Raw genomic sequence first — 17,073 nt, forward strand, 5'->3', positions numbered from 1 at the left:
ACCTCGTGCCCGGCGGCGGTCCGGCAATGTCTCGCTCTACAACGAGACGCTCGGCCAGGCGATCCCGCCCACCCCCACCATCGCCGGCGTCGGCCTCATCCCGGATTGGTCGAAGATGGCCCGCATCGCCTTTGCGGGCGAGAGCCAGGCCATCCTGCTTGCCGGCGCGCCGGAAGGCTGGGGCACGCATCTCGGCCAGTCCGTCTATCTGCGCGACATCTACGGCCGTGCCGAAGGCAATCCGCCGCCGGTCGATCTGGCGCATGAGAAGCGGGTCGGGGATTTCCTGCGCAATCTGATCCGGTCGGGAAAGGCAGCCGCCGTTCACGATTGCTCCGACGGCGGCCTCGCGGTGGCGCTGGCGGAGATGGCGATGGCATCGGGGATAGGCGCCACGATCGAGGAGCCGGACAACGATCCTGCCGCGGCGTTCTTTGGGGAGGATCAGGGCCGCTATGTTCTGACGGTCGCGCATTCGCCAGAGGACGCGGCAATCGAAGCACTGGTCGAGGACGCGAGAAAGGCGGGGGTATCGCTCGCCTGCATAGGCGCGACCGGCGGGCACGAATTGAAACTCGGCAACACGCGTGCCATATCGGTTTCGGAACTGAGAGCCGCCCATGAGGGCTGGTTCCCACGCTTCATGGAAGGCTAGAGCCGGCCGGGTAGGCGAGCCTGAGGGGAGAGAAGATCATGCCGATGCGTGCCGGTGATATCGAGCGCCTCATCAAGGAGGCCATTCCCGACGCAAAGGTCACGATCCGCGATCTTGCGGGCGACGGCGACCACTATGCGGCCGAGGTGGTGGCGGAAAGCTTTCGCGGCAAGAGCCGCGTGCAGCAGCACCAGATGGTCTATGACGCGCTGAAGGGCAATATGGGGGGCGTGCTCCACGCGCTGGCGCTGCAGACCAGCGTTCCGGACTGATCAGCGCTTCGGCCCGCCGCGTTTCCACTCCTTCCCGCCGATCGGCTCATAGGAGAGGCTCCAGCGGGGGGTGCATAGCCAGCATCTGGCGGGATCGGTCGGACGCTTCCAGACCAGGCTGCGTACGAGCTCCGCGCCCCCGCGGCGGAAAGCCTCCTCCAGCCTTTCCTCTTCCGCCATATCTATCAGCTGTGCGCCGCCTTCGGCGAAGACGAAGAAGGCGCGGCAAAGATATGCCGCCTCGAAGCCGCCTTCCTGCCGCCGGACCACGAAGATGCCGCCGTGGCGCGAAAAGCGCGGGCCGTTCGGCCGCACCGGTTCGCTGGGAACCCCGAGAGGCATCACCAGCCGGCCTCCCGGCGCCAGACGCTCGATCCAGGCATCCTGCGGCGCCATCGAGGCGAAGTTCACGTAGAAGCAGTCCGCCTCTTCCAGCGGCCAATCCGCGGCATCTCCGACGACCACCTCCACATTACCGAGAGGCCGCAGTTCGGCTTCCGCTTCCGCGCCAGGCGCGGATCGATCTCCACCGCGATGACCTTGCCCGTGGGTCCGACCAGATGCGAGAGGATGGCGGAATAGTAGCCTGTGCCCGCGCCAAGATGGACCACCGTCTGCCCCGGTTCCGGCGCCAGAGCAGTGAGCATTCGGGCGTGCAGCGAGGGGCTGCCATTGTTGACGCCGCGCTCTCCGGAAAGCACGATCACCACATCCTGATAGGCATAGACGGGATCGTTTGACGGGAGCGGCCGCCGCCCTTTCTCGAAATCGATGATCGCCCAAGGCTTGGAGCCCAGGAAATCCTCGCGTCTTACCGCGCGAAAAGCCGCTTCGAGCGCAGCGTTTTCCGCCACGCCGGCTACGGCGACCATCTGGCGCGCGAAAGCGGCCCGGATGATCTCAAGTTCCCGTTCCTCCATTGATCCCTTCGTTGCCATGAAAAGGGCCATTAATGCGCAATCCGGATGGGCAGGCAACGGGGTGGAAACAACGCACCGAACGGGATGTGGGCGGCTGCTCCATGCACTCACACGCCCGCGTCGTCGCGGCATGTCAGACGCGGCGCATTCAAAGAATTGATGATGAGCATCACCGCGCACATCGCAAACTGTCGTAAGGTCGTGAAGAGCAGCGTCGAGTTTGCTCCAGAAAAATCAGCCGCTCGTGTCACATCTGCCGCGGCTGTTTTGTCATGCTCCTCGACCGACAGTTCGTAAGGAGATTGACGATGGCCGCTCAAGACACAACCGACGGCCCTGCGCTTGAAAAGCCGCAAGCAAATCGCCCATTGGCGCGTGTCGCGATCGTTTATCATACTGGCTACGGACACACAGGACGCCAAGCCGAGGCAATCAAGGCCGGGGTGGAGGAAATCGATGGGGTGGAAGCTCTGCTTCTGACCGTGGAGGAGGCGCAACGGCGTTGGGATGACCTCAACGCGGCGCAAGCGATCATTTTTGGCGCCCCGACCTATGTGGGCGCGGCCTCCGCATCGTTCAAAGCTTTCCAGGAAGCAAGCTCGAACGCGATCATGGCCCGCGGCTATCTTTGGAAAGACAAGATCGCCGCCGGTTTCACCAATTCCGGGTCGAGATCCGGCGACAAGCTCTCGACGCTGGTTCAGATGGTGCTCTTCGCCGCACAGCACGGGATGCATTGGGTGAACCTCGACCTGCCGCCGGCGAACTGCTCCTCTTCGGGATCGGAAGAAGATCTTAACAGGCTTGGCTTCTGGCTTGGTGCTGGCGCACAGTCGAACATCGACGAGGGGCCGAATCTGGCCCCTCCTACGTCTGATCTCGCGACCGCCCGCCATCTCGGGCGACGCGTGTCGAAGGTTACGCTTCAATTCCTTCGTGGCCGCGAAGCGGGGAACGCAGGGCCCTCATCGGCATGAAAGAGCCTGCAAGCCATGACTGAGACGCACGCTTATCCGGTCCCTTCCGACCTTCGTCGCCGCCTGATCCAGATCGCCTACCGGATGCTGGGATCGGTCGCCGATGCGGAAGACGTGGTTCAGGATGCTTGGTTGCGCTGGCTCGCCGCTGATCGAGAGATGGTGCGTGAGCCGGCCGCCTTCCTGCGGACCATCGTCACGCGGCTTTGTCTAAACGAGTTGAAGTCCGCCCGGCGTCAGCGTGAAACCTATATCGGTCCGTGGCTGCCCGAGCCGATCTTCGATCCAGACGTCCAGGATGCGATCGAGGATATAACGCTGCCCGTGATGATCGCCCTGGAACGGCTGTCGCCTCTGGAGCGGGCAGCATTCCTGCTGCATGACGTATTCGGGATGAGCTTCGATGAGGTCTCGGATGTAATCGGACGGAAAGCAGCCACGTGCCGGAAGCTTGCAAGCCGGGCTCGGGCCCATATCCAGGAAGCCCGCCCCCGCTATACCGCGACCAGGGAGCACGGGCTTAAGCTGGCGACCGCTTTCTTCACTGCATCCAGGAGCGGTGAAATATGTGTCCTACGCGCGCTCTTGGCCGAAGACATCGTCGCCTATGCCGATGGTGGCGGCAAGGTTCCGGCTTCCATCGCGCCGGCGGTCGGAATTGACGATGTGGTCAAGCTCTTCGGTGCTCTTGCCCGGTATTTTGCCAGATCACCATCACGATTGCTGCGCTATGGCATGATTGACGGGCTGCCAGGCTTCATTACGATCGAGGCAGGCAATATCCTGCAGACCACGGCATTGCAGATTGGGAAGGAGAAGATCGTAGCCATCTATGTCACGCGGAATCCGCAGAAGTTGAAACACCTGTCCGAGGTAAGCCTCCATTGAGCATCAACCCGGAGCGGCCGTGCAATGCCGCCGCTCCTTGCCCGATCCGCGTCAGGATAATGGCCCCGCCGCATTGCGCGTCGGCTCATCGTGCAATACATACTGGTCAGCAATGCTTACTTTGCCGGACCTTGACTCCGGGCATGAAAGGAAGACGCGATGAGCGGCATCAATGAATTCATCGACAATGAAGTGAAGACGAACGACGTGGTCCTTTTCATGAAGGGCACGCCGGGCTTCCCGCAATGCGGGTTCTCCGGGCAGGTCGTGCAGATACTCGACTATCTCGGCGTCGACTATAAGGGCATCAACGTCCTCACCTCGGATGAGCTCCGCCAGGGCATCAAGGGCTATTCCAACTGGCCGACCATTCCGCAGCTCTATGTCAAGGGCGAGTTCGTCGGCGGCTGCGACATCGTGCGCGAGATGTTCCAGGCGGGCGAGCTGCAGTCTTTTCTGGAGGAAAAGGGCGTGGCCGCCCGCGGCGCAGCCTGAGCCAGAGGCCGGCGGTGTCCGGCCCAAGGGACCGGACGTAAGATACTGCCTTCCCGCGTCGGCCACTGGCCGACGTATTTTTTCGCTTTGGCCCGATCCGAACCGCTCTTTTGAGGGTTGGGCGCTTTTGTTCGACGCGCTTCCATGCGCCTGTTGCCGGGGATCGATATTATGGACGAGTCCGTCGCGCAGGAGGAAAAAGCCTATAGGCCTGCGCTTTCAATCAGGAAGGGCGAGTTCATCGCGTTGGCGGCCGCCCTCATGGCGCTCAACGCGCTTGCCATCGACGTCATGCTGCCCGCGCTGCAGCAGATCGGCGCCGCGCTGCAAGTGGCCGAAGAAAACGACCGCCAGTTCATCATCACCGCCTATGTGATCGGCTTCGGCGTCGCGCAGCTCTTCTACGGGCCGATAGCCGATCGCTTCGGCCGTCGTGCGCCGCTGCTCATCGGCCTTGCCGTCTATGTCCTCTCGTCGATCGCTGCCGCGCTGGCGCCCAGCTTCGCCGCCCTTCTCCTGTTCCGGTGCCTGCAGGGGATCGGCGCGGCGGCGACGCGGGTGATCGCCGTATCCGCCATCCGCGACACATTCGGCGGCCGCCAGATGGCGGAAGTCATGTCCATGGTGATGATGGTCTTCATGGTCATCCCGGTATTGGCGCCGAGCCTCGGCCAGGTGGCGATGATCTTCGGCGGCTGGCCGGCGATCTTCTTTCTCATGGCCGGACTCGGGCTCGTCGTCACCTTATGGGCGGCGGGCCGCCTTCCAGAAACCCTGGAGCCGGGAATGCGGCGGCCGCTGTCGCCAGCCTCCATCCTCGAAGGGTTCCGGCTGGTGGTCACCAACAGGCTCGCACTATGCTACACGCTTGCCATGACGGCCATTTTCGGCGGGCTGTTCGGCTTCATCAATTCCGCCCAGCAGATCTATGTCGATATCTACGGAATGGGTGACTGGTTTCCGCTGCTGTTCGCCCTGGGCGCTGGCCTGATGGCGATTTCCTCCTTCACCAACTCGCGCCTTGTAGGCCGCTTCGGCATGCGCAGACTGTCGCACGGGGCGATGATCGGCTTCCTCCTGACCAACGCTGTCTGGCTGGGGCTAACCCTCATCGGCCCCATCCCTTTCGCGCTCTTCTTCGTGCTGTTCTCGGTCTCCATGTTCCAGTTCGGCCTGATGGGCGCGAACTTCAACGCCATAGCCATGGAGCCGCTGGGCAAAGTGGCCGGAACGGCGGCGGCGGTCCTCGGCTTCGTGACCACGCTCGGCGGCGGCATCGTCGGGGCACTGATCGGCCAGGCTTTCGACGGGACGCTGACGCCGCTTGCCGGAGGCTATTTCGTGCTGGGCATAGTCGCTCTGGTGCTCGTCCTCATTGCCGAGCGCGGGCGGCTTTTCCGGACGGTCAACCCGCAGGTCTAGTCGGACCAGAGCTCGCGGCGGAGCTCGTTCCAGCTCTCACGGTCAGGCGCCGTCATCAGTCCTCCATCCAGATGGAAGGGCTTATAGGCGTTGCCGTCGAACCGGGCGACATGCCCGCCCGCCTCGGTGTGGATCAGCGCGCCGCCGAGATGGTCCCACGGCATCAGCTTGGCGTAGACGGCGAAATGCGCGTGTCCCTGGGCGACCAGCCGGTACTCGTGGGCGGCACAGCGATAGCCGACCTGCGAGAGGCACTTCGCATGGTTGCGAGCGAGCCGAGAGCGCTCCGGCTCGGCCAGGAACTGCCAGGAGATGGACCCCGTCATCTGCGACACGGCAACGGGGCTGGCCACCCGCACCCTGGTCAGATGACCGTCGGGACGCCGGACATGGCTGCCCGCACCCTTGGCGCCGATCAGCCAGTCACCGCCGACGGGATCATGGATGATCCCGGCCACCGTCTCGCCGCCGGCGACGACGGCAAGCATGACGCCGAAGAGCGGCACGCCCGAGGCGAAATTGAAGGTGCCGTCGATCGGATCAATGACGAAGGCGAGCGGCGCCTCACCGAGGCCGGAAAGGAGCGACGGGTTGTCGGTGCACGCCTCCTCCCCCACCACAAGGGCGTCGGGATAGCGGGCGCGCAGCGCCTCGGTGATGACGCGTTCGGCTGCCACATCGGCTTCGGTCACCAGATCCGCTGCGGAGGTCTTCTGGCGGATTGCGCCTTCTTCCAACCGACGGAAACGGGGCATGATTTCCTTGCCGGCGGTGTCGCGCAAGAGATCGGCGAGCCAGTCGATCTGGCTTTCGTCAAAACGCATCGGGGGAGCTTTCCTGGCCAGTGCCGCTGAGCGCGGCGAAATCGAAGAGTTTCCGGTCTAACAGGTGCGACGGCCGGACATTGGCGAGGGCGCGGATCATCGTCTCCTTGCGGCCGGGCATCCGCGTTTCCATGTCCGCCAGCATCGCCTTCATGGCGTTGCGCTGCAGGCCTTCCTGGCTGCCGCAGAGGTCGCAGGGGATGATGGGAAAACGCATCGCATCGGCGAATTTCGCCAGGTCGGCCTCCGCGCAGTAAGCGAGCGGCCGCAGCACCTGAACGTCCCCCTCATCATTCAGGAGCTTCGGCGGCATGGCGGCAAGCCGCCCGCCGTGGAAAAGGTTCATGAAGAAGGTTTCCAGGATGTCCTCGCGATGGTGGCCGAGCACGAGGGCGGAGCACCCCTCCTCCCGCGCGATGCGGTAGAGGTGACCGCGGCGCAAGCGCGAGCAGAGCGAGCAATAGGTCCTGTTGTCGGGGATCTTTTCCGTCACCACTGAATAGGTGTCCTGGTACTCGATCCGATGGGGGACGCCGAGGCGCGCCAGATAGCCCGGTAATATGTGCTTGGGGAAATTCGGCTGTCCCTGGTCGAGGTTGCAGGCGAGGAGTTCGACCGGCAGCAGGCCGCGCCATTTCAGATCGAGCAGGACCGCGAGCAGCCCGTACGAGTCCTTGCCGCCGGACAGGGCCACCAGCCAGCGTGTGCCGGGGACCACCATGGAAAAGTCCTCCAGCGCCTGCCGGGTCTGGCGCAGGAGGCGTTTCCGCAGTTTGTTGAACTCGACGGAAGACGGCGCATCCGCAAAGAGCGGGTGACCGGCAGGTCCTTCCAGTTCGGCCGCCTCTGGCGTCTGATGGATCGTCATGATGTCTCCTGCCCCTCCATAGCGCCAGCGGGACAAAAGAAAAAGGCCGCTCGCGGCGGCCTTTTTCGGGGCAAAGCCTCTCGCTTATCGCGAGTAGAACTCGATCACGAGGTTCGGCTCCATATGCACCGCATAGGGCACGTCGGCGAGCGACGGCATGCGCACATATTTGGCGACCATCTTGTTGTGGTCGACATCGATATAGTCAGGCACGTCGCGCTCGGCCAGCGCCACGGATTCCAGCACGATGACGAGTTGCTTCGACTTCTCGCGAACCTCGATCACGTCGCCCGGCTTGCAGCGGTAGGACGGGATGTTCACGCGGCGGCCGTTCACCATCACGTGGCCGTGGTTGACGAATTGGCGCGCGGCGAAGGGTGTCGGCACGAATTTGGCGCGGAAGACGATCGCGTCGAGGCGCGATTCCAGAAGCCCGATCAGGTTCTCTGTGGTCTCGCCCTTGCGGCGGTTCGCCTCGTCATAGATGCGGCGGAACTGCTTCTCGGAGAGGTCCCCGTAATAGCCCTTCAGCTTCTGCTTGGCGCGCAGCTGCTGGCCGAAATCGGTCATCTTGCCCTTGCGGCGCTGGCCGTGCTGGCCCGGACCGTATTCGCGGCGGTTGACCGGGGACTTCGGACGGCCCCAGATATTCTCGCCCATACGGCGGTCGAGCTTGTATTTCGCGGATTGGCGTTTGCTCATCGCATTCCCTTGTCAATACGTTAGGCTGGGAACCTCATGTTCCCGGCGAAGGAAACGCGCCCTCCTCTGGCCTCCTTTTTCGAGACCTGACAGGAAGCGCCGCACGCTTGAGGCGACTTCCACGGGACACGTCAAAAAAGCGCGGCAGCGGGTCACCGCCATCGCGCTTGGGGGGCTGACTAAGACAAACCAGCCGGAAAGTCAACGCCCGTCAGACCAGGCCCTTCTTCCGCATCATGGCGTCGGGGCTGGGCAGCCGGCCGCGGAAGGCCGTATAGAGCTCCTCCGGATCGGCGGAGCCGCCGGCCGAATAGATATAGCGGCGCAGCTTCTCGGCCGTTTCGGGATCGAAGGGATCGCCGGCTTCCTCGAAGGCGCGGAACGCGTCGGCGTCCAGCACTTCCGACCAGAGGTAGGAATAATATCCCGCCGAATAGCCCTCGCCGGAGAAGATGTGCAGGAAATGCGGCGTGCGGTGCCGCATCGGAATGGCCGCCGGTTTCTGCAGCCGCTGCAGCGTCTCCGCCTCGAAGCGCAGCGGGTCCTCCGGCGCATCGGGGCGCGCGTGATAGGCCATGTCGACCAGCGCCGAAGCGGTGAACTCGACCGTGGCGAAACCGGAATTGAAGTTGCGCGCCGCGCGCATCTTTTCCAGGAGCTCCGCCGGCATGGGCTCCCCCGTCTCCACATGCCGCGCGTGCTTGGAGAGCACCTGGTGCGTCGTGAACCAATGCTCGTAGAGCTGCGATGGAAGCTCGACGAAATCCCGCGCGACTGAAGTGCCGGCGATCGAAGGCCAGGTGACGTCGGACAGAAGTCCGTGCAGCGCGTGACCGAATTCGTGGAACAGCGTACGCGCGTCGTCGACCGAGAGCAGCGCCGGCTTGCCCTTCGGCGGCTTGGCGAAATTCATCACATTGTAGATGATGGGCTTCTCGCCGCCGCCGAGCCGGTAGCCCGACTGCAGCGCGCTCATCCACGCCCCGGACCGCTTTGAGGGGCGATTGAAGTAATCGGCGAGGAACACGCCGCGCTCGCTGCCGTCCTCATTCTTCACCGTGAAGACACGCACATCCTCGTGCCAGGCAGCGACGCCCTTCTGTTCCTCGAAGGAGAGGCCGAAAAGGCGCCCGGCCACGTCGAAAGCCGCCGCGATGACGTTTTCGAGCGCGAGATAGGGCTCCAGCGCGCCGTCATCGAAGGCGAAGCGCTCGGCGCGCAGCTTTTCGGCATAGTAGCGCCAGTCCCACGCGGCGATCGGGTGGTTGTGGCCTTCCGCCGCGGCGATGCGCTGCAGCTCCTTCTCGTCGGCGGCGGCCTTTTCGCGCGCCTTCGTCCAGACGGGTTCCAGAAGCTGCATGACCGCATCCGGCGTCTTGGCCATGGTGTCGTCGAGCTTGTAGGCCGCGTAGCTGTCGTAGCCGAGCAGCCGCGCCTTCTCGGCGCGCAGCTGCAAGGTCCGACGGACAATCTCGGTGTTGTTGCTGTCGCCCTCGTTCTCGCCGCGCCGGATGAAAGCCTCCAGCACCGTCTCGCGCAGGTCCCGGCGGGCGGAAAAGGAGAGGAACGGCTCGGCGATGGACCGCGACAGGGTGACCGCATAGCGTCCGGGCTGGCCGCGGGATTCGGCCGCCTCGGCCATGGCGTTCTTCAGCGAGGCAGGCAGGCCGGCAAGATCGCCCTCATCGAGGAAGAGCGCCCATTTGCTCTCGTCGGCAAGCACGTTCTGCCCGAAGCGGGCGCCGAGCTCGGCGAGCTGTTCGTTGATTTCGGCAAGCCGCGCCTTGCCTCGCGCGTCGAGCTTTGCACCGCCGCGCACAAAACGTTTCCAGGTCTTTTCGAGGACGCGCGCCGTCTCCTTGTCGAGCTGGAGGGAGCCGCGCTTGGAATAGAGCGTGTCGATGCGCCGGAAGAGCGATTCGTTCATGACGATCCGCGAATAGTGGCGCGCCATGCGCGGCGAGATCTCCCGCTCCAGCTTCTGGATCTCGTCATTGGTGTGGGCCCCCGCCAGGCACCAGAAGATGGAGGAGACGCGGTCGAGCGCATCGCCGGAAAGCTCGAGCGCCGCCAGCGTATTCTCGATCGTCGGCGCGTCCGCCCGGTCCGCTATGGCGGCGATCTCCGCCTCATGCGCGGCAAGCGCCGCGTCGAAAACCGGGGCGAAATCGGCGACCTCGATCCGTCCGAAGTCCGGCAGGCCCAATGGTCCATTCCATGCGGACAGTGGCTGGGAGGAGAGATCGATGGGGCTGGACGGCATGGAAACCTCTGAGGAGGAGAAGCAGAAGGAAAGCACTCTTCGATTTAGGCTTGCATCAACCCGGGCGCAACGAGTTAAGCCGGCCAAAGCCTACAGCGGCCCGGAAACAATCAGCGCGCCTCGATCGCTCCCTCCGAAGCGGCGCCTTCAGCCACATCAATCCCACCCTGCGCCTTACCGGCGGAGAACTCGCCGAGCCTGAAGCCGAACCCGGTCATCAGCCGGCGCAGGCTCGCCGGCGGGTCGTCGGAGGTGAAATAGGCGATGTCCGGCCCGTCCGGCCGGCTCGGCGGCGGCAGGGTCTCGGCCAGCGTCAGCGCCCGGCGGGCGATCGCCTCGGAGGTGTCGATCCAGTCCACCGGCCATGGCGCCGTCTTGCGCATGCGGTTGACCAGGAAGGGGTAATGCGTGCAGGCAAGGACGACGATGTCGGTGCGCCTTCCGTCCTGTTCGATGAAGCAGGGCGCGATCTCCGCCCGCACCGCCTCCTCGTCGACAAAACCTTCGCGCATATATTGCTCCGCCAGCCGGGCGAGGTTTTCGCTCCCCACCAGCCGCACGTGGCATTTGCTGGCATAGGCGCTGATCAGGTCGCGCGTATATTGCCGCTTCACCGTGCCCGGCGTGGCAAGCACCGAGACGAGGCCGGAACGGGTGCGCTCGGCGGCGGGCTTTACCGCCGGCACCGTGCCGACAAAGGGCTGGCCGGGAAAGGCTGCGCGCAGATCGGCAACCGCCAGCGTAGAGGCCGTGTTGCAGGCGATGACGACGAGCGAGGGCGAGAAGCGGGCGATGAGGCCGCGGAAGAGGCCGACCAGCCGCGCCCGCAGCGCCCCCTCCTCCCACGCACCATAGGGGAAAGCCGCGTCATCGGCCACATAGACATATGGATGCTCGGGAAGGAGCACCCGCGCTTCCTTGACGACCGACAGGCCGCCTATGCCGGAGTCGAAGAAAAGGATCGGGTTGCCGTTTGCAGGCACGGTCATTGCAGCGCACCAGCGGAGCTCAACATGGCAATCAATCCACTTCCGGCGCGCCGGATCCGCGCGGCTTCTTCGGCGAAAACCTTTCCAGCGAGACGAGCACGCCGCGCAGAACGGCAAGTTCCTCCACGGTAAACCCGGGGCGGGTAAAGAGGGCCCTAAGATTGTCCATCATCTTCGGCTTCTTGTCCGCGGTGCGGAAGTAGCCGCGCACGGAAAGGACGCGCTCGACATAATCCATGAAACTGTTGAGGTGCTGGCGCGTGGCGGGAGTTTGTGCCGGCGAGACGGGTGCCACGCCCTCGCCGCCGGCCTTCATCCATTCATAGGACATCAGCAGCACCGCCTGCGCGACATTGAGCGAGGCGAAGGCCGGGTTCACCGGAAAGGTCACGATCTCGTCGGCCATCGCCACCTCTTCATTGGTGAGCCCCCAGCGCTCACGGCCGAACAGAATGCCGGACTTCTGGCCGCCATTGTGGCGGGCGCGCAGATCGAGCCCCGCCTCGACGGGTCCGCGCACCGGCTTGAAATTGTCGCGCGGCCGCGCCGTCGTTGCGAAGATGAAATGAAGGTCGGCCACGGCCGCCGCGAGGTCGTCGAACACCTTCACGGCATCGATCACGTGGTCGGCGCGGCTGGCGGCCGCGCGCGCTTTCTCGTTGGGCCAGCCGTCGCGCGGCTTGACGAGGCGCAGTTCGGCGAGGCCGAAATTCGCCATCGCGCGGGCGACCATGCCGATATTCTCGCCCAGTTGCGGCTCGACGAGGATGATGGTCGGTCCTTCGATCAAGAGTTCGCGGTCTTTTTGCGTGCCTGCCATGACCCGCTGTTAGCGCCTTAGGCAGGCCCGGTAAAGCGCGCCGCCGCGCCTTTGCCAAGCGGCGCGGCAATGCTATAGGGGCGCCACTTCCAAACATGTCTGCGGCGCGCGTCCGCTTTTCTGAAGAGAGGTATCAATGGCGAAGATCAAGGTGGACAATCCCGTCGTCGAGCTCGATGGCGACGAGATGACGCGCATCATCTGGCAGCTCATCAAGGAAAAGCTGATCCATCCCTATCTCGACGTCGACCTTCGCTATTTTGATCTGAGCGTCGAGAACCGCGACGCCACTGACGACCAGGTCACGATCGACGCCGCCAACGAGATCAGGAAATACGGCGTCGGCGTCAAATGCGCGACGATCACGCCCGACGAGGGGCGGGTGAAGGAATTCAACCTGAAGAAGATGTGGAAGTCGCCCAACGGCACGATCCGCAACATCCTCGGCGGCGTGATCTTCCGCGAGCCCATCATCTGCGGCAACGTGCCGAGGCTCGTGCCGGGCTGGACGAAGCCCATCATCGTCGGCCGCCACGCCTTCGGCGACCAGTACCGCGCGACGGATTTCAAGTTCCCGGGCAAGGGCAAGCTGAGCATCAAATTCGTCGGCGAGGACGGGCAGGTGATCGAGCACGAGGTGTTCGACGCGCCCGAGGCCGGCGTCGCCATGGCCATGTACAATCTCGACGATTCGATCCGCGACTTCGCCCGCGCCTCCTTCAACTACGGACTGCAGCGCAACTACCCGGTCTATCTCTCCACCAAGAACACGATCCTCAAGGCCTATGACGGCCGATTCAAGGACATTTTCCAGGAGATCTACGACAAGGAATTCGCCGACCAATTCAAGGAAAAGAAGCTCTGGTACGAGCACCGGCTGATCGACGACATGGTGGCGGCGAGCCTGAAATGGGCCGGCGGCTATGTCTGGGCCTGCAAGAATTATGACGGCGACGTGCAGTCCGACATCGTTGCGCAGGGCTTCGGATCGCTCGGCCTGATGACCTCGGTGCTGATGACGCCGGACGGCAAGACGGTGGAAGCGGAAGCCGCCCACGGCACCGTCACCCGGCATTACCGCCAGCATCAGCGCGGCGAGGAAACCTCCACCAACTCGATCGCCTCGATCTTCGCCTGGACCCGGGGCCTTGCCCACCGCGCCAAGCTGGACGGCAATGCGGAACTGAAGAAATTCGCCGACACGCTCGAGCGCGTCTGCGTCGATACCGTGGAAGCGGGCTTCATGACCAAGGACCTGGCGCTGCTCATCGGGCCGGATCAGCCCTGGCTTTCCACCACCGGTTTCCTCGACAAGATTGACGAGAACCTGAAGAAGGCGATGGCCTGAGCGCAACAGATGGGCAAGCCGCGTCTTTTCGGAGCGGACTACAGCGTCTATGTCCGCATCGCGCGGCTTGCCCTCCTGGAGAAGGGCGTCGACCACGATCTGGTGCCGGTCGACGTCTTTTCGGAAGAAGGTCTGCCGACCTGGTATCTCGACTTCCATCCCTTCGGCCGCATTCCTGCCTTTGAACACGGCGATTTCCGCCTGTTCGAGACTTCAGCGATCTGCCGCTACATCGACGAGGCATTCGCAGGCACCGCACTGCAGCCGAGCGATGTCCGGCAACGGGCTCGCATGACCCAGGTCATCGGCCTGCTCGATGCCTATGCCTACCGCACGCTGGTCTGGGACATCTATGTCGAGCGGGTCTCCAATCCGAAAAAGGGCAAGCCTACGGACGAATCCAAGGTGGCCGCCGCGCTTGGCAAAGCGGCAACGTGCCTTGAGACCCTTTCGCGCCTGAAGCCGGGCGGCGCATGGCTGTGCGGCGAGCGACTGACTCTCGCGGACCTGCACGCGGCGCCGATTTTTGCCTATTTCATGAGGACCGAAGAGGGGCAGGTCCTGTTGAACGAACATCCCGACCTGGCCTCCTGGTGGGCGAAGATCGCCGCCCGGCCAAGCTTCGCGGCAACCGAGCCCAAGGATTGATCGCCGAACGCACCGGCATCAGACCAGCGCACCCCCCTGCTCCGCCAGCGCCGCCTTGACCGCCTCGACCGCCGCGGCGGCCTTGGCCGCGTCGGGGCCGCCGGCCTGCGCCATATCGGGGCGGCCGCCGCCGCCCTGCCCGCCGATTGCCGTGGACGCCCGGCGCACGAGATCGACGGCGCTGAAGCGGCCCGTCAGGTCGTCCGTAACGCCGACCACCACACTGGCCTTGCCCTCGTCGGAGGTGCCGACGAAGACGACGACGCCGGAGCCGAGCGACTTCTTGCCCTCGTCGGCGAGCGGCTTCAGGTCCTTGGGTGAGATACCTTCGACGACGCGGCCCATGAAGCCGATGCCGCCCACCTCTTCCTTCTCCGCCCCCTCCTTCGCGCCGGCACCGCCGCCGAGCGCCAGCTTCCTGCGCGCTTCGGCAAGCTCGCGCTCCAGCCTGCGGCGCTCCTCGATGAGGGATTCGACGCGCTGGACGAGTTCGCCCGGCGAGACTTTCAGGACCGAGGCCGCAGCTTTCAGGCGGCGCTCCTGTTCGTCGAGATAGTGGCGGGCCGCCGCGCCCGTCAGCGCCTCGAGGCGGCGAACGCCCGCCGCTACGCCGCCCTCCGACACGACATGCACGAGGCCGATATCACCGGTGGCCGAGACATGCGTTCCGCCGCACAGCTCCAGCGAATAGGTTTTTCCGGCCTTCTCGCCCCGGGCCGCAGTTCCCATCGAGACAACCCGCACCTCGTCGCCATATTTCTCCCCGAAGAGTGCCATCGCACCCTCGGCAATGGCATCGTCGACGGCCATCAGACGGGTCACTACCGGTGCATTCTGCAAGACGATTTCGTTCGCGAGATCCTCGATCTGGGCCAGTTCCTCATCGGCAATCGGTTTCGGATGGGAAAAATCGAAGCGCAGCCGGTCCGGCGCGACAAGCGAGCCTTTTTGGGCGACATGGGTGCCCAGCACCTGGCGCAGCGCCTCGTGCAAAAGATGGGTCGCCGAATGGTTCGCGCGGATCCGGGTGCGGCGCTCGTGATCGACACGAAGCGACACCGCCTCGCCCGACTTGACCGTGCCTTTCGTCACCTTGCCGAAATGCACGAGCAGGCCTTCGCCCTTCTTCTGCGTGTCGTGCACGGCGACGGCAAAATCCTCGCCCTCGATGATGCCGGTATCGCCGACCTGGCCGCCGGACTCGCCATAGAAGGGCGTCTGGTTGGTGACGACCGCCACCTCCTCGCCTTCCGACGCGCTTTCGACCATGGCGCCGTTCCTGACGAGGGCGGTGATCACCCCCTCCGCCTCCTCGGTTTCGTAGCCGAGGAAATCCGTGGCGCCGGCCCTGTCCTTGACGGCGAACCAGACCGTCTCGGTCGCCGCCTCGCCGGAGCCGGCCCAGGCGGCGCGCGCCTCCGCCTTCTGCCGCTCCATCGCGGCGTTGAAGCCGTCCATATCCACCGCGATGCCGCGCTGGCGCAGCGCGTCCTGGGTGAGGTCGAGCGGGAAGCCATAGGTGTCGTAGAGCTTGAAGGCGGTCTCGCCGTCGAGACGGTCGCCGTCGCCCATGCGGTCGGTCGCCTCCGAAAGAAGGGTGAGGCCGCGCGCCAGCGTCTTCCTGAAGCGGGTCTCCTCCAGCCGGAGGGTTTCGGTGATGAGCGGCTCGCCGCGCACGAGCTCCGGATAGGCCTGGCCCATCTCGCGCACGAGCGTCGGAACGAGGCGCCACATCAGCGGCTCCTCGGCACCGAGCAGCTGCGCGTGGCGCATCGCGCGGCGCATGATGCGGCGCAGCACATAGCCGCGGCCCTCATTGGAGGGCAGCACGCCGTCGGCGATCAGGAAGCTCGATGCGCGCAGGTGATCGGCGATGACGCGGTGGCTGGCGCGCCGGTCCCCCTCGGCAGGGACGCCCGTCGCCTCCACGGAGGCATGGATGAGCGCCCGGAACAGGTCGATGTCGTAATTGTCGTGCACGCCCTGGAGGACGGCGGCGATGCGCTCCAGCCCCATGCCCGTGTCGATGGACGGGCGCGGCAGGGGAACCCGCTCCTGCGGGCTCAGCTGCTCGAACTGCATGAAGACGAGATTCCATATCTCGATGAAGCGGTCGCCATCCTCGTCGGGGCTTCCGGGCGGGCCGCCGGGGATGTGCTCGCCGTGATCGTAGAAGATCTCGGAACACGGGCCGCACGGGCCGGTATCGCCCATGGCCCAGAAATTGTCGCTGGTCGGGATGCGGATGATCCGCTCGTCGGGAAGGCCGGCGATCCGGCGCCAGTGGCCCGCCGCCTCGTCGTCCGTGTGGTAGACGGTTACAAGGAGCCGCTTCGGGTCGAGGCCGAATTCCCTGGTGACGAGATGCCAGGCAAGCTCGATGGCGACGTCCTTGAAATAGTCGCCGAAGGAGAAATTGCCCAGCATCTCGAAGAAGGTGTGGTGGCGGGCCGTATAGCCGACATTGTCGAGGTCGTTGTGCTTGCCGCCGGCGCGCACGCATTTCTGCGCGGTGGCGGCGCGGCTGTAGGGGCGCGTCTCAAGGCCCGTGAAGACGTTCTTGAACTGCACCATGCCGGCATTGGTGAACATCAGCGTCGGGTCGTTGCGCGGCACGAGCGGCCCGGAGGAGACGGGCTGGTGGCCGTTCTTCTTGAAGTAGTCGAGGAATGTCGACCGGATGTCGCTGACGCTACTCATGGATTTGCCTTTGCGAGAGCCCGCCCTACGGGCAGGAAAAGATCGCAGCCTTTTAGCGCCCGCGCCCGGACCTGTCCAGAAAGCAGCGCCCGGCGGGGGACCGGGCGGCCTCCAGCGCGGCCGGCCGCAGGGCTCGGCGCCCACCCTCCCCCCGTGCGGAGAATGAAGGCGCGCGCGTCATCGCCGCCACGCCCGGCTTTCGCCGTCTGGCCATTGAAGAAGGTGGGAAGCGGGGCGCGTGATCCGTGCCTCTCTGTTAGTTTAGGTGGCGCGTCTCACGCG

General features: G+C 64.7%; 18 protein-coding genes. 8 read left to right on the top strand and 10 right to left on the bottom strand.

The annotated features are described in order from the left end of the window. The coding region (locus RIN79_RS20920; protein ID WP_309086642.1) for an AIR synthase-related protein at positions 1-655 on the top strand (655 nt) is incomplete at its 5' end. A gap of 38 nt (positions 656-693) precedes the next feature. Further along, positions 694-927: a BolA family transcriptional regulator gene (locus tag RIN79_RS20925; RefSeq protein ID WP_309086643.1), complete on the top strand. Its 234-nt coding sequence runs from the start codon at positions 694-696 to the stop codon at positions 925-927. Here the strand turns inward: RIN79_RS20925 and RIN79_RS20930 are convergent, their stop codons facing one another. The 3 genes from RIN79_RS20930 to RIN79_RS20940 form a co-directional block, all read right to left on the bottom strand. Next, a complete protein-coding gene (locus RIN79_RS20930) occupies positions 928-1,338 on the bottom strand; it encodes a hypothetical protein (protein WP_309086644.1) in 411 nt (136 codons plus the stop codon). Next, on the bottom strand, positions 1,335-1,847 hold the full coding sequence (locus tag RIN79_RS20935) for an SAM-dependent methyltransferase (RefSeq protein ID WP_309086645.1): 513 nt from the start codon (positions 1,845-1,847) through the stop codon (positions 1,335-1,337). The genes RIN79_RS20930 and RIN79_RS20935 overlap by 4 nt, the downstream gene beginning before the upstream one ends. A gap of 107 nt (positions 1,848-1,954) precedes the next feature. Continuing rightward, a complete protein-coding gene (locus RIN79_RS20940; protein WP_309086646.1) occupies positions 1,955-2,167 on the bottom strand; it encodes a hypothetical protein in 213 nt (70 codons plus the stop codon). Between RIN79_RS20940 and RIN79_RS20945 the strand changes: the two genes are divergently transcribed. The 4 genes from RIN79_RS20945 (at position 2,156) to RIN79_RS20960 (ending at position 5,629) form a co-directional block, all read left to right on the top strand. Further along, positions 2,156-2,824: a flavodoxin family protein gene (locus RIN79_RS20945; protein WP_309086647.1), complete on the top strand. Its 669-nt coding sequence runs from the start codon at positions 2,156-2,158 to the stop codon at positions 2,822-2,824. The genes RIN79_RS20940 and RIN79_RS20945 overlap by 12 nt on opposite strands. Positions 2,825-2,839: 15 nt before the next feature. After that, a complete protein-coding gene (locus tag RIN79_RS20950; RefSeq protein ID WP_309086648.1) occupies positions 2,840-3,712 on the top strand; it encodes a sigma-70 family RNA polymerase sigma factor in 873 nt (290 codons plus the stop codon). Between the two features lie 159 nt (positions 3,713-3,871). Beyond that, the gene (grxD, locus tag RIN79_RS20955; RefSeq protein WP_309086649.1) at positions 3,872-4,207 is read left to right on the top strand and encodes a Grx4 family monothiol glutaredoxin; all 336 of its coding nucleotides are present in this window, start codon (positions 3,872-3,874) and stop codon (positions 4,205-4,207) included. A 153-nt stretch (positions 4,208-4,360) separates the two neighbouring features. Beyond that, positions 4,361-5,629, top strand: a complete 1,269-nt coding sequence (locus RIN79_RS20960; RefSeq protein ID WP_309086659.1) for a multidrug effflux MFS transporter — start codon at positions 4,361-4,363, stop codon at positions 5,627-5,629. Here the strand turns inward: RIN79_RS20960 and RIN79_RS20965 are convergent. The 6 genes from RIN79_RS20965 to RIN79_RS20990 all read right to left on the bottom strand — a co-directional run bounded on the left by RIN79_RS20965 (position 5,626) and on the right by RIN79_RS20990 (position 12,095). After that, positions 5,626-6,453: an inositol monophosphatase gene (locus tag RIN79_RS20965; RefSeq protein WP_309086650.1), complete on the bottom strand. Its 828-nt coding sequence runs from the start codon at positions 6,451-6,453 to the stop codon at positions 5,626-5,628. The genes RIN79_RS20960 and RIN79_RS20965 overlap by 4 nt on opposite strands. Next, complete coding sequence (gene ttcA / locus RIN79_RS20970) at positions 6,443-7,321, bottom strand: tRNA 2-thiocytidine(32) synthetase TtcA (RefSeq protein ID WP_309086651.1); 879 nt, start codon at positions 7,319-7,321, stop codon at positions 6,443-6,445. The genes RIN79_RS20965 and ttcA overlap by 11 nt, the downstream gene beginning before the upstream one ends. An 84-nt stretch (positions 7,322-7,405) precedes the next feature. After that, positions 7,406-8,023 (bottom strand): 30S ribosomal protein S4, encoded by a 618-nt coding sequence (gene rpsD, locus RIN79_RS20975; protein ID WP_309086652.1) that lies wholly within the window; start codon positions 8,021-8,023, stop codon positions 7,406-7,408. A gap of 211 nt (positions 8,024-8,234) precedes the next feature. Next, complete coding sequence (locus RIN79_RS20980) at positions 8,235-10,286, bottom strand: M3 family metallopeptidase (RefSeq protein WP_309086653.1); 2,052 nt, start codon at positions 10,284-10,286, stop codon at positions 8,235-8,237. Between the two features lie 110 nt (positions 10,287-10,396). Next, positions 10,397-11,275 carry a glutamate racemase gene (murI, locus tag RIN79_RS20985; RefSeq protein WP_309086654.1) on the bottom strand — a complete coding sequence of 293 codons (879 nt, stop codon included), beginning with the start codon at positions 11,273-11,275 and terminating at the stop codon, positions 10,397-10,399. 31 nt (positions 11,276-11,306) lie between these two features. Continuing rightward, positions 11,307-12,095 (bottom strand): RNA methyltransferase, encoded by a 789-nt coding sequence (locus tag RIN79_RS20990; protein ID WP_309086655.1) that lies wholly within the window; start codon positions 12,093-12,095, stop codon positions 11,307-11,309. Positions 12,096-12,231: 136 nt separating this feature from the next. On the opposite strand from RIN79_RS20990, the gene RIN79_RS20995 reads away from it, so the two are divergent. Continuing rightward, the gene (locus RIN79_RS20995; protein WP_309086656.1) at positions 12,232-13,443 is read left to right on the top strand and encodes an NADP-dependent isocitrate dehydrogenase; all 1,212 of its coding nucleotides are present in this window, start codon (positions 12,232-12,234) and stop codon (positions 13,441-13,443) included. Positions 13,444-13,452: 9 nt separating this feature from the next. Continuing rightward, complete coding sequence (locus RIN79_RS21000) at positions 13,453-14,091, top strand: glutathione S-transferase family protein (protein WP_309086657.1); 639 nt, start codon at positions 13,453-13,455, stop codon at positions 14,089-14,091. An 18-nt stretch (positions 14,092-14,109) separates the two neighbouring features. Here the strand turns inward: RIN79_RS21000 and alaS are convergent, their stop codons facing one another. After that, entirely contained in the window at positions 14,110-16,791 is a 2,682-nt protein-coding gene (gene alaS, locus RIN79_RS21005) for an alanine--tRNA ligase (protein WP_309086658.1), read from the bottom strand. Between the last annotated feature and the right edge of the window lie 282 nt (positions 16,792-17,073).

The organism is Chelativorans sp. (assembly GCF_031180965.1).
GTDB lineage: Bacteria > Pseudomonadota > Alphaproteobacteria > Rhizobiales > Rhizobiaceae > Chelativorans.

What these genes read in the sequence shown, in the direction of transcription:
- grxD (WP_309086649.1), top strand. Translation starts at nt 3,872, where the DNA reads ATGAGCGGCATCAATGAATTCATCGACAATGAAGTGAAGACGAACGAC.
- RIN79_RS20925 (WP_309086643.1), top strand. Translation starts at nt 694, where the DNA reads ATGCCGATGCGTGCCGGTGATATCGAGCGCCTCATCAAGGAGGCCATT.
- RIN79_RS21000 (WP_309086657.1), top strand. Translation starts at nt 13,453, where the DNA reads ATGGGCAAGCCGCGTCTTTTCGGAGCGGACTACAGCGTCTATGTCCGC.
- alaS (WP_309086658.1), bottom strand. Translation starts at nt 16,791, where the DNA reads ATGAGTAGCGTCAGCGACATCCGGTCGACATTCCTCGACTACTTCAAG.
- RIN79_RS20950 (WP_309086648.1), top strand. Translation starts at nt 2,840, where the DNA reads ATGACTGAGACGCACGCTTATCCGGTCCCTTCCGACCTTCGTCGCCGC.
- RIN79_RS20990 (WP_309086655.1), bottom strand. Translation starts at nt 12,095, where the DNA reads ATGGCAGGCACGCAAAAAGACCGCGAACTCTTGATCGAAGGACCGACC.
- RIN79_RS20945 (WP_309086647.1), top strand. Translation starts at nt 2,156, where the DNA reads ATGGCCGCTCAAGACACAACCGACGGCCCTGCGCTTGAAAAGCCGCAA.
- RIN79_RS20995 (WP_309086656.1), top strand. Translation starts at nt 12,232, where the DNA reads ATGGCGAAGATCAAGGTGGACAATCCCGTCGTCGAGCTCGATGGCGAC.
- RIN79_RS20935 (WP_309086645.1), bottom strand. Translation starts at nt 1,847, where the DNA reads ATGGAGGAACGGGAACTTGAGATCATCCGGGCCGCTTTCGCGCGCCAG.
- ttcA (WP_309086651.1), bottom strand. Translation starts at nt 7,321, where the DNA reads ATGACGATCCATCAGACGCCAGAGGCGGCCGAACTGGAAGGACCTGCC.
- rpsD (WP_309086652.1), bottom strand. Translation starts at nt 8,023, where the DNA reads ATGAGCAAACGCCAATCCGCGAAATACAAGCTCGACCGCCGTATGGGC.
- murI (WP_309086654.1), bottom strand. Translation starts at nt 11,275, where the DNA reads ATGACCGTGCCTGCAAACGGCAACCCGATCCTTTTCTTCGACTCCGGC.
- RIN79_RS20965 (WP_309086650.1), bottom strand. Translation starts at nt 6,453, where the DNA reads ATGCGTTTTGACGAAAGCCAGATCGACTGGCTCGCCGATCTCTTGCGC.
- RIN79_RS20980 (WP_309086653.1), bottom strand. Translation starts at nt 10,286, where the DNA reads ATGCCGTCCAGCCCCATCGATCTCTCCTCCCAGCCACTGTCCGCATGG.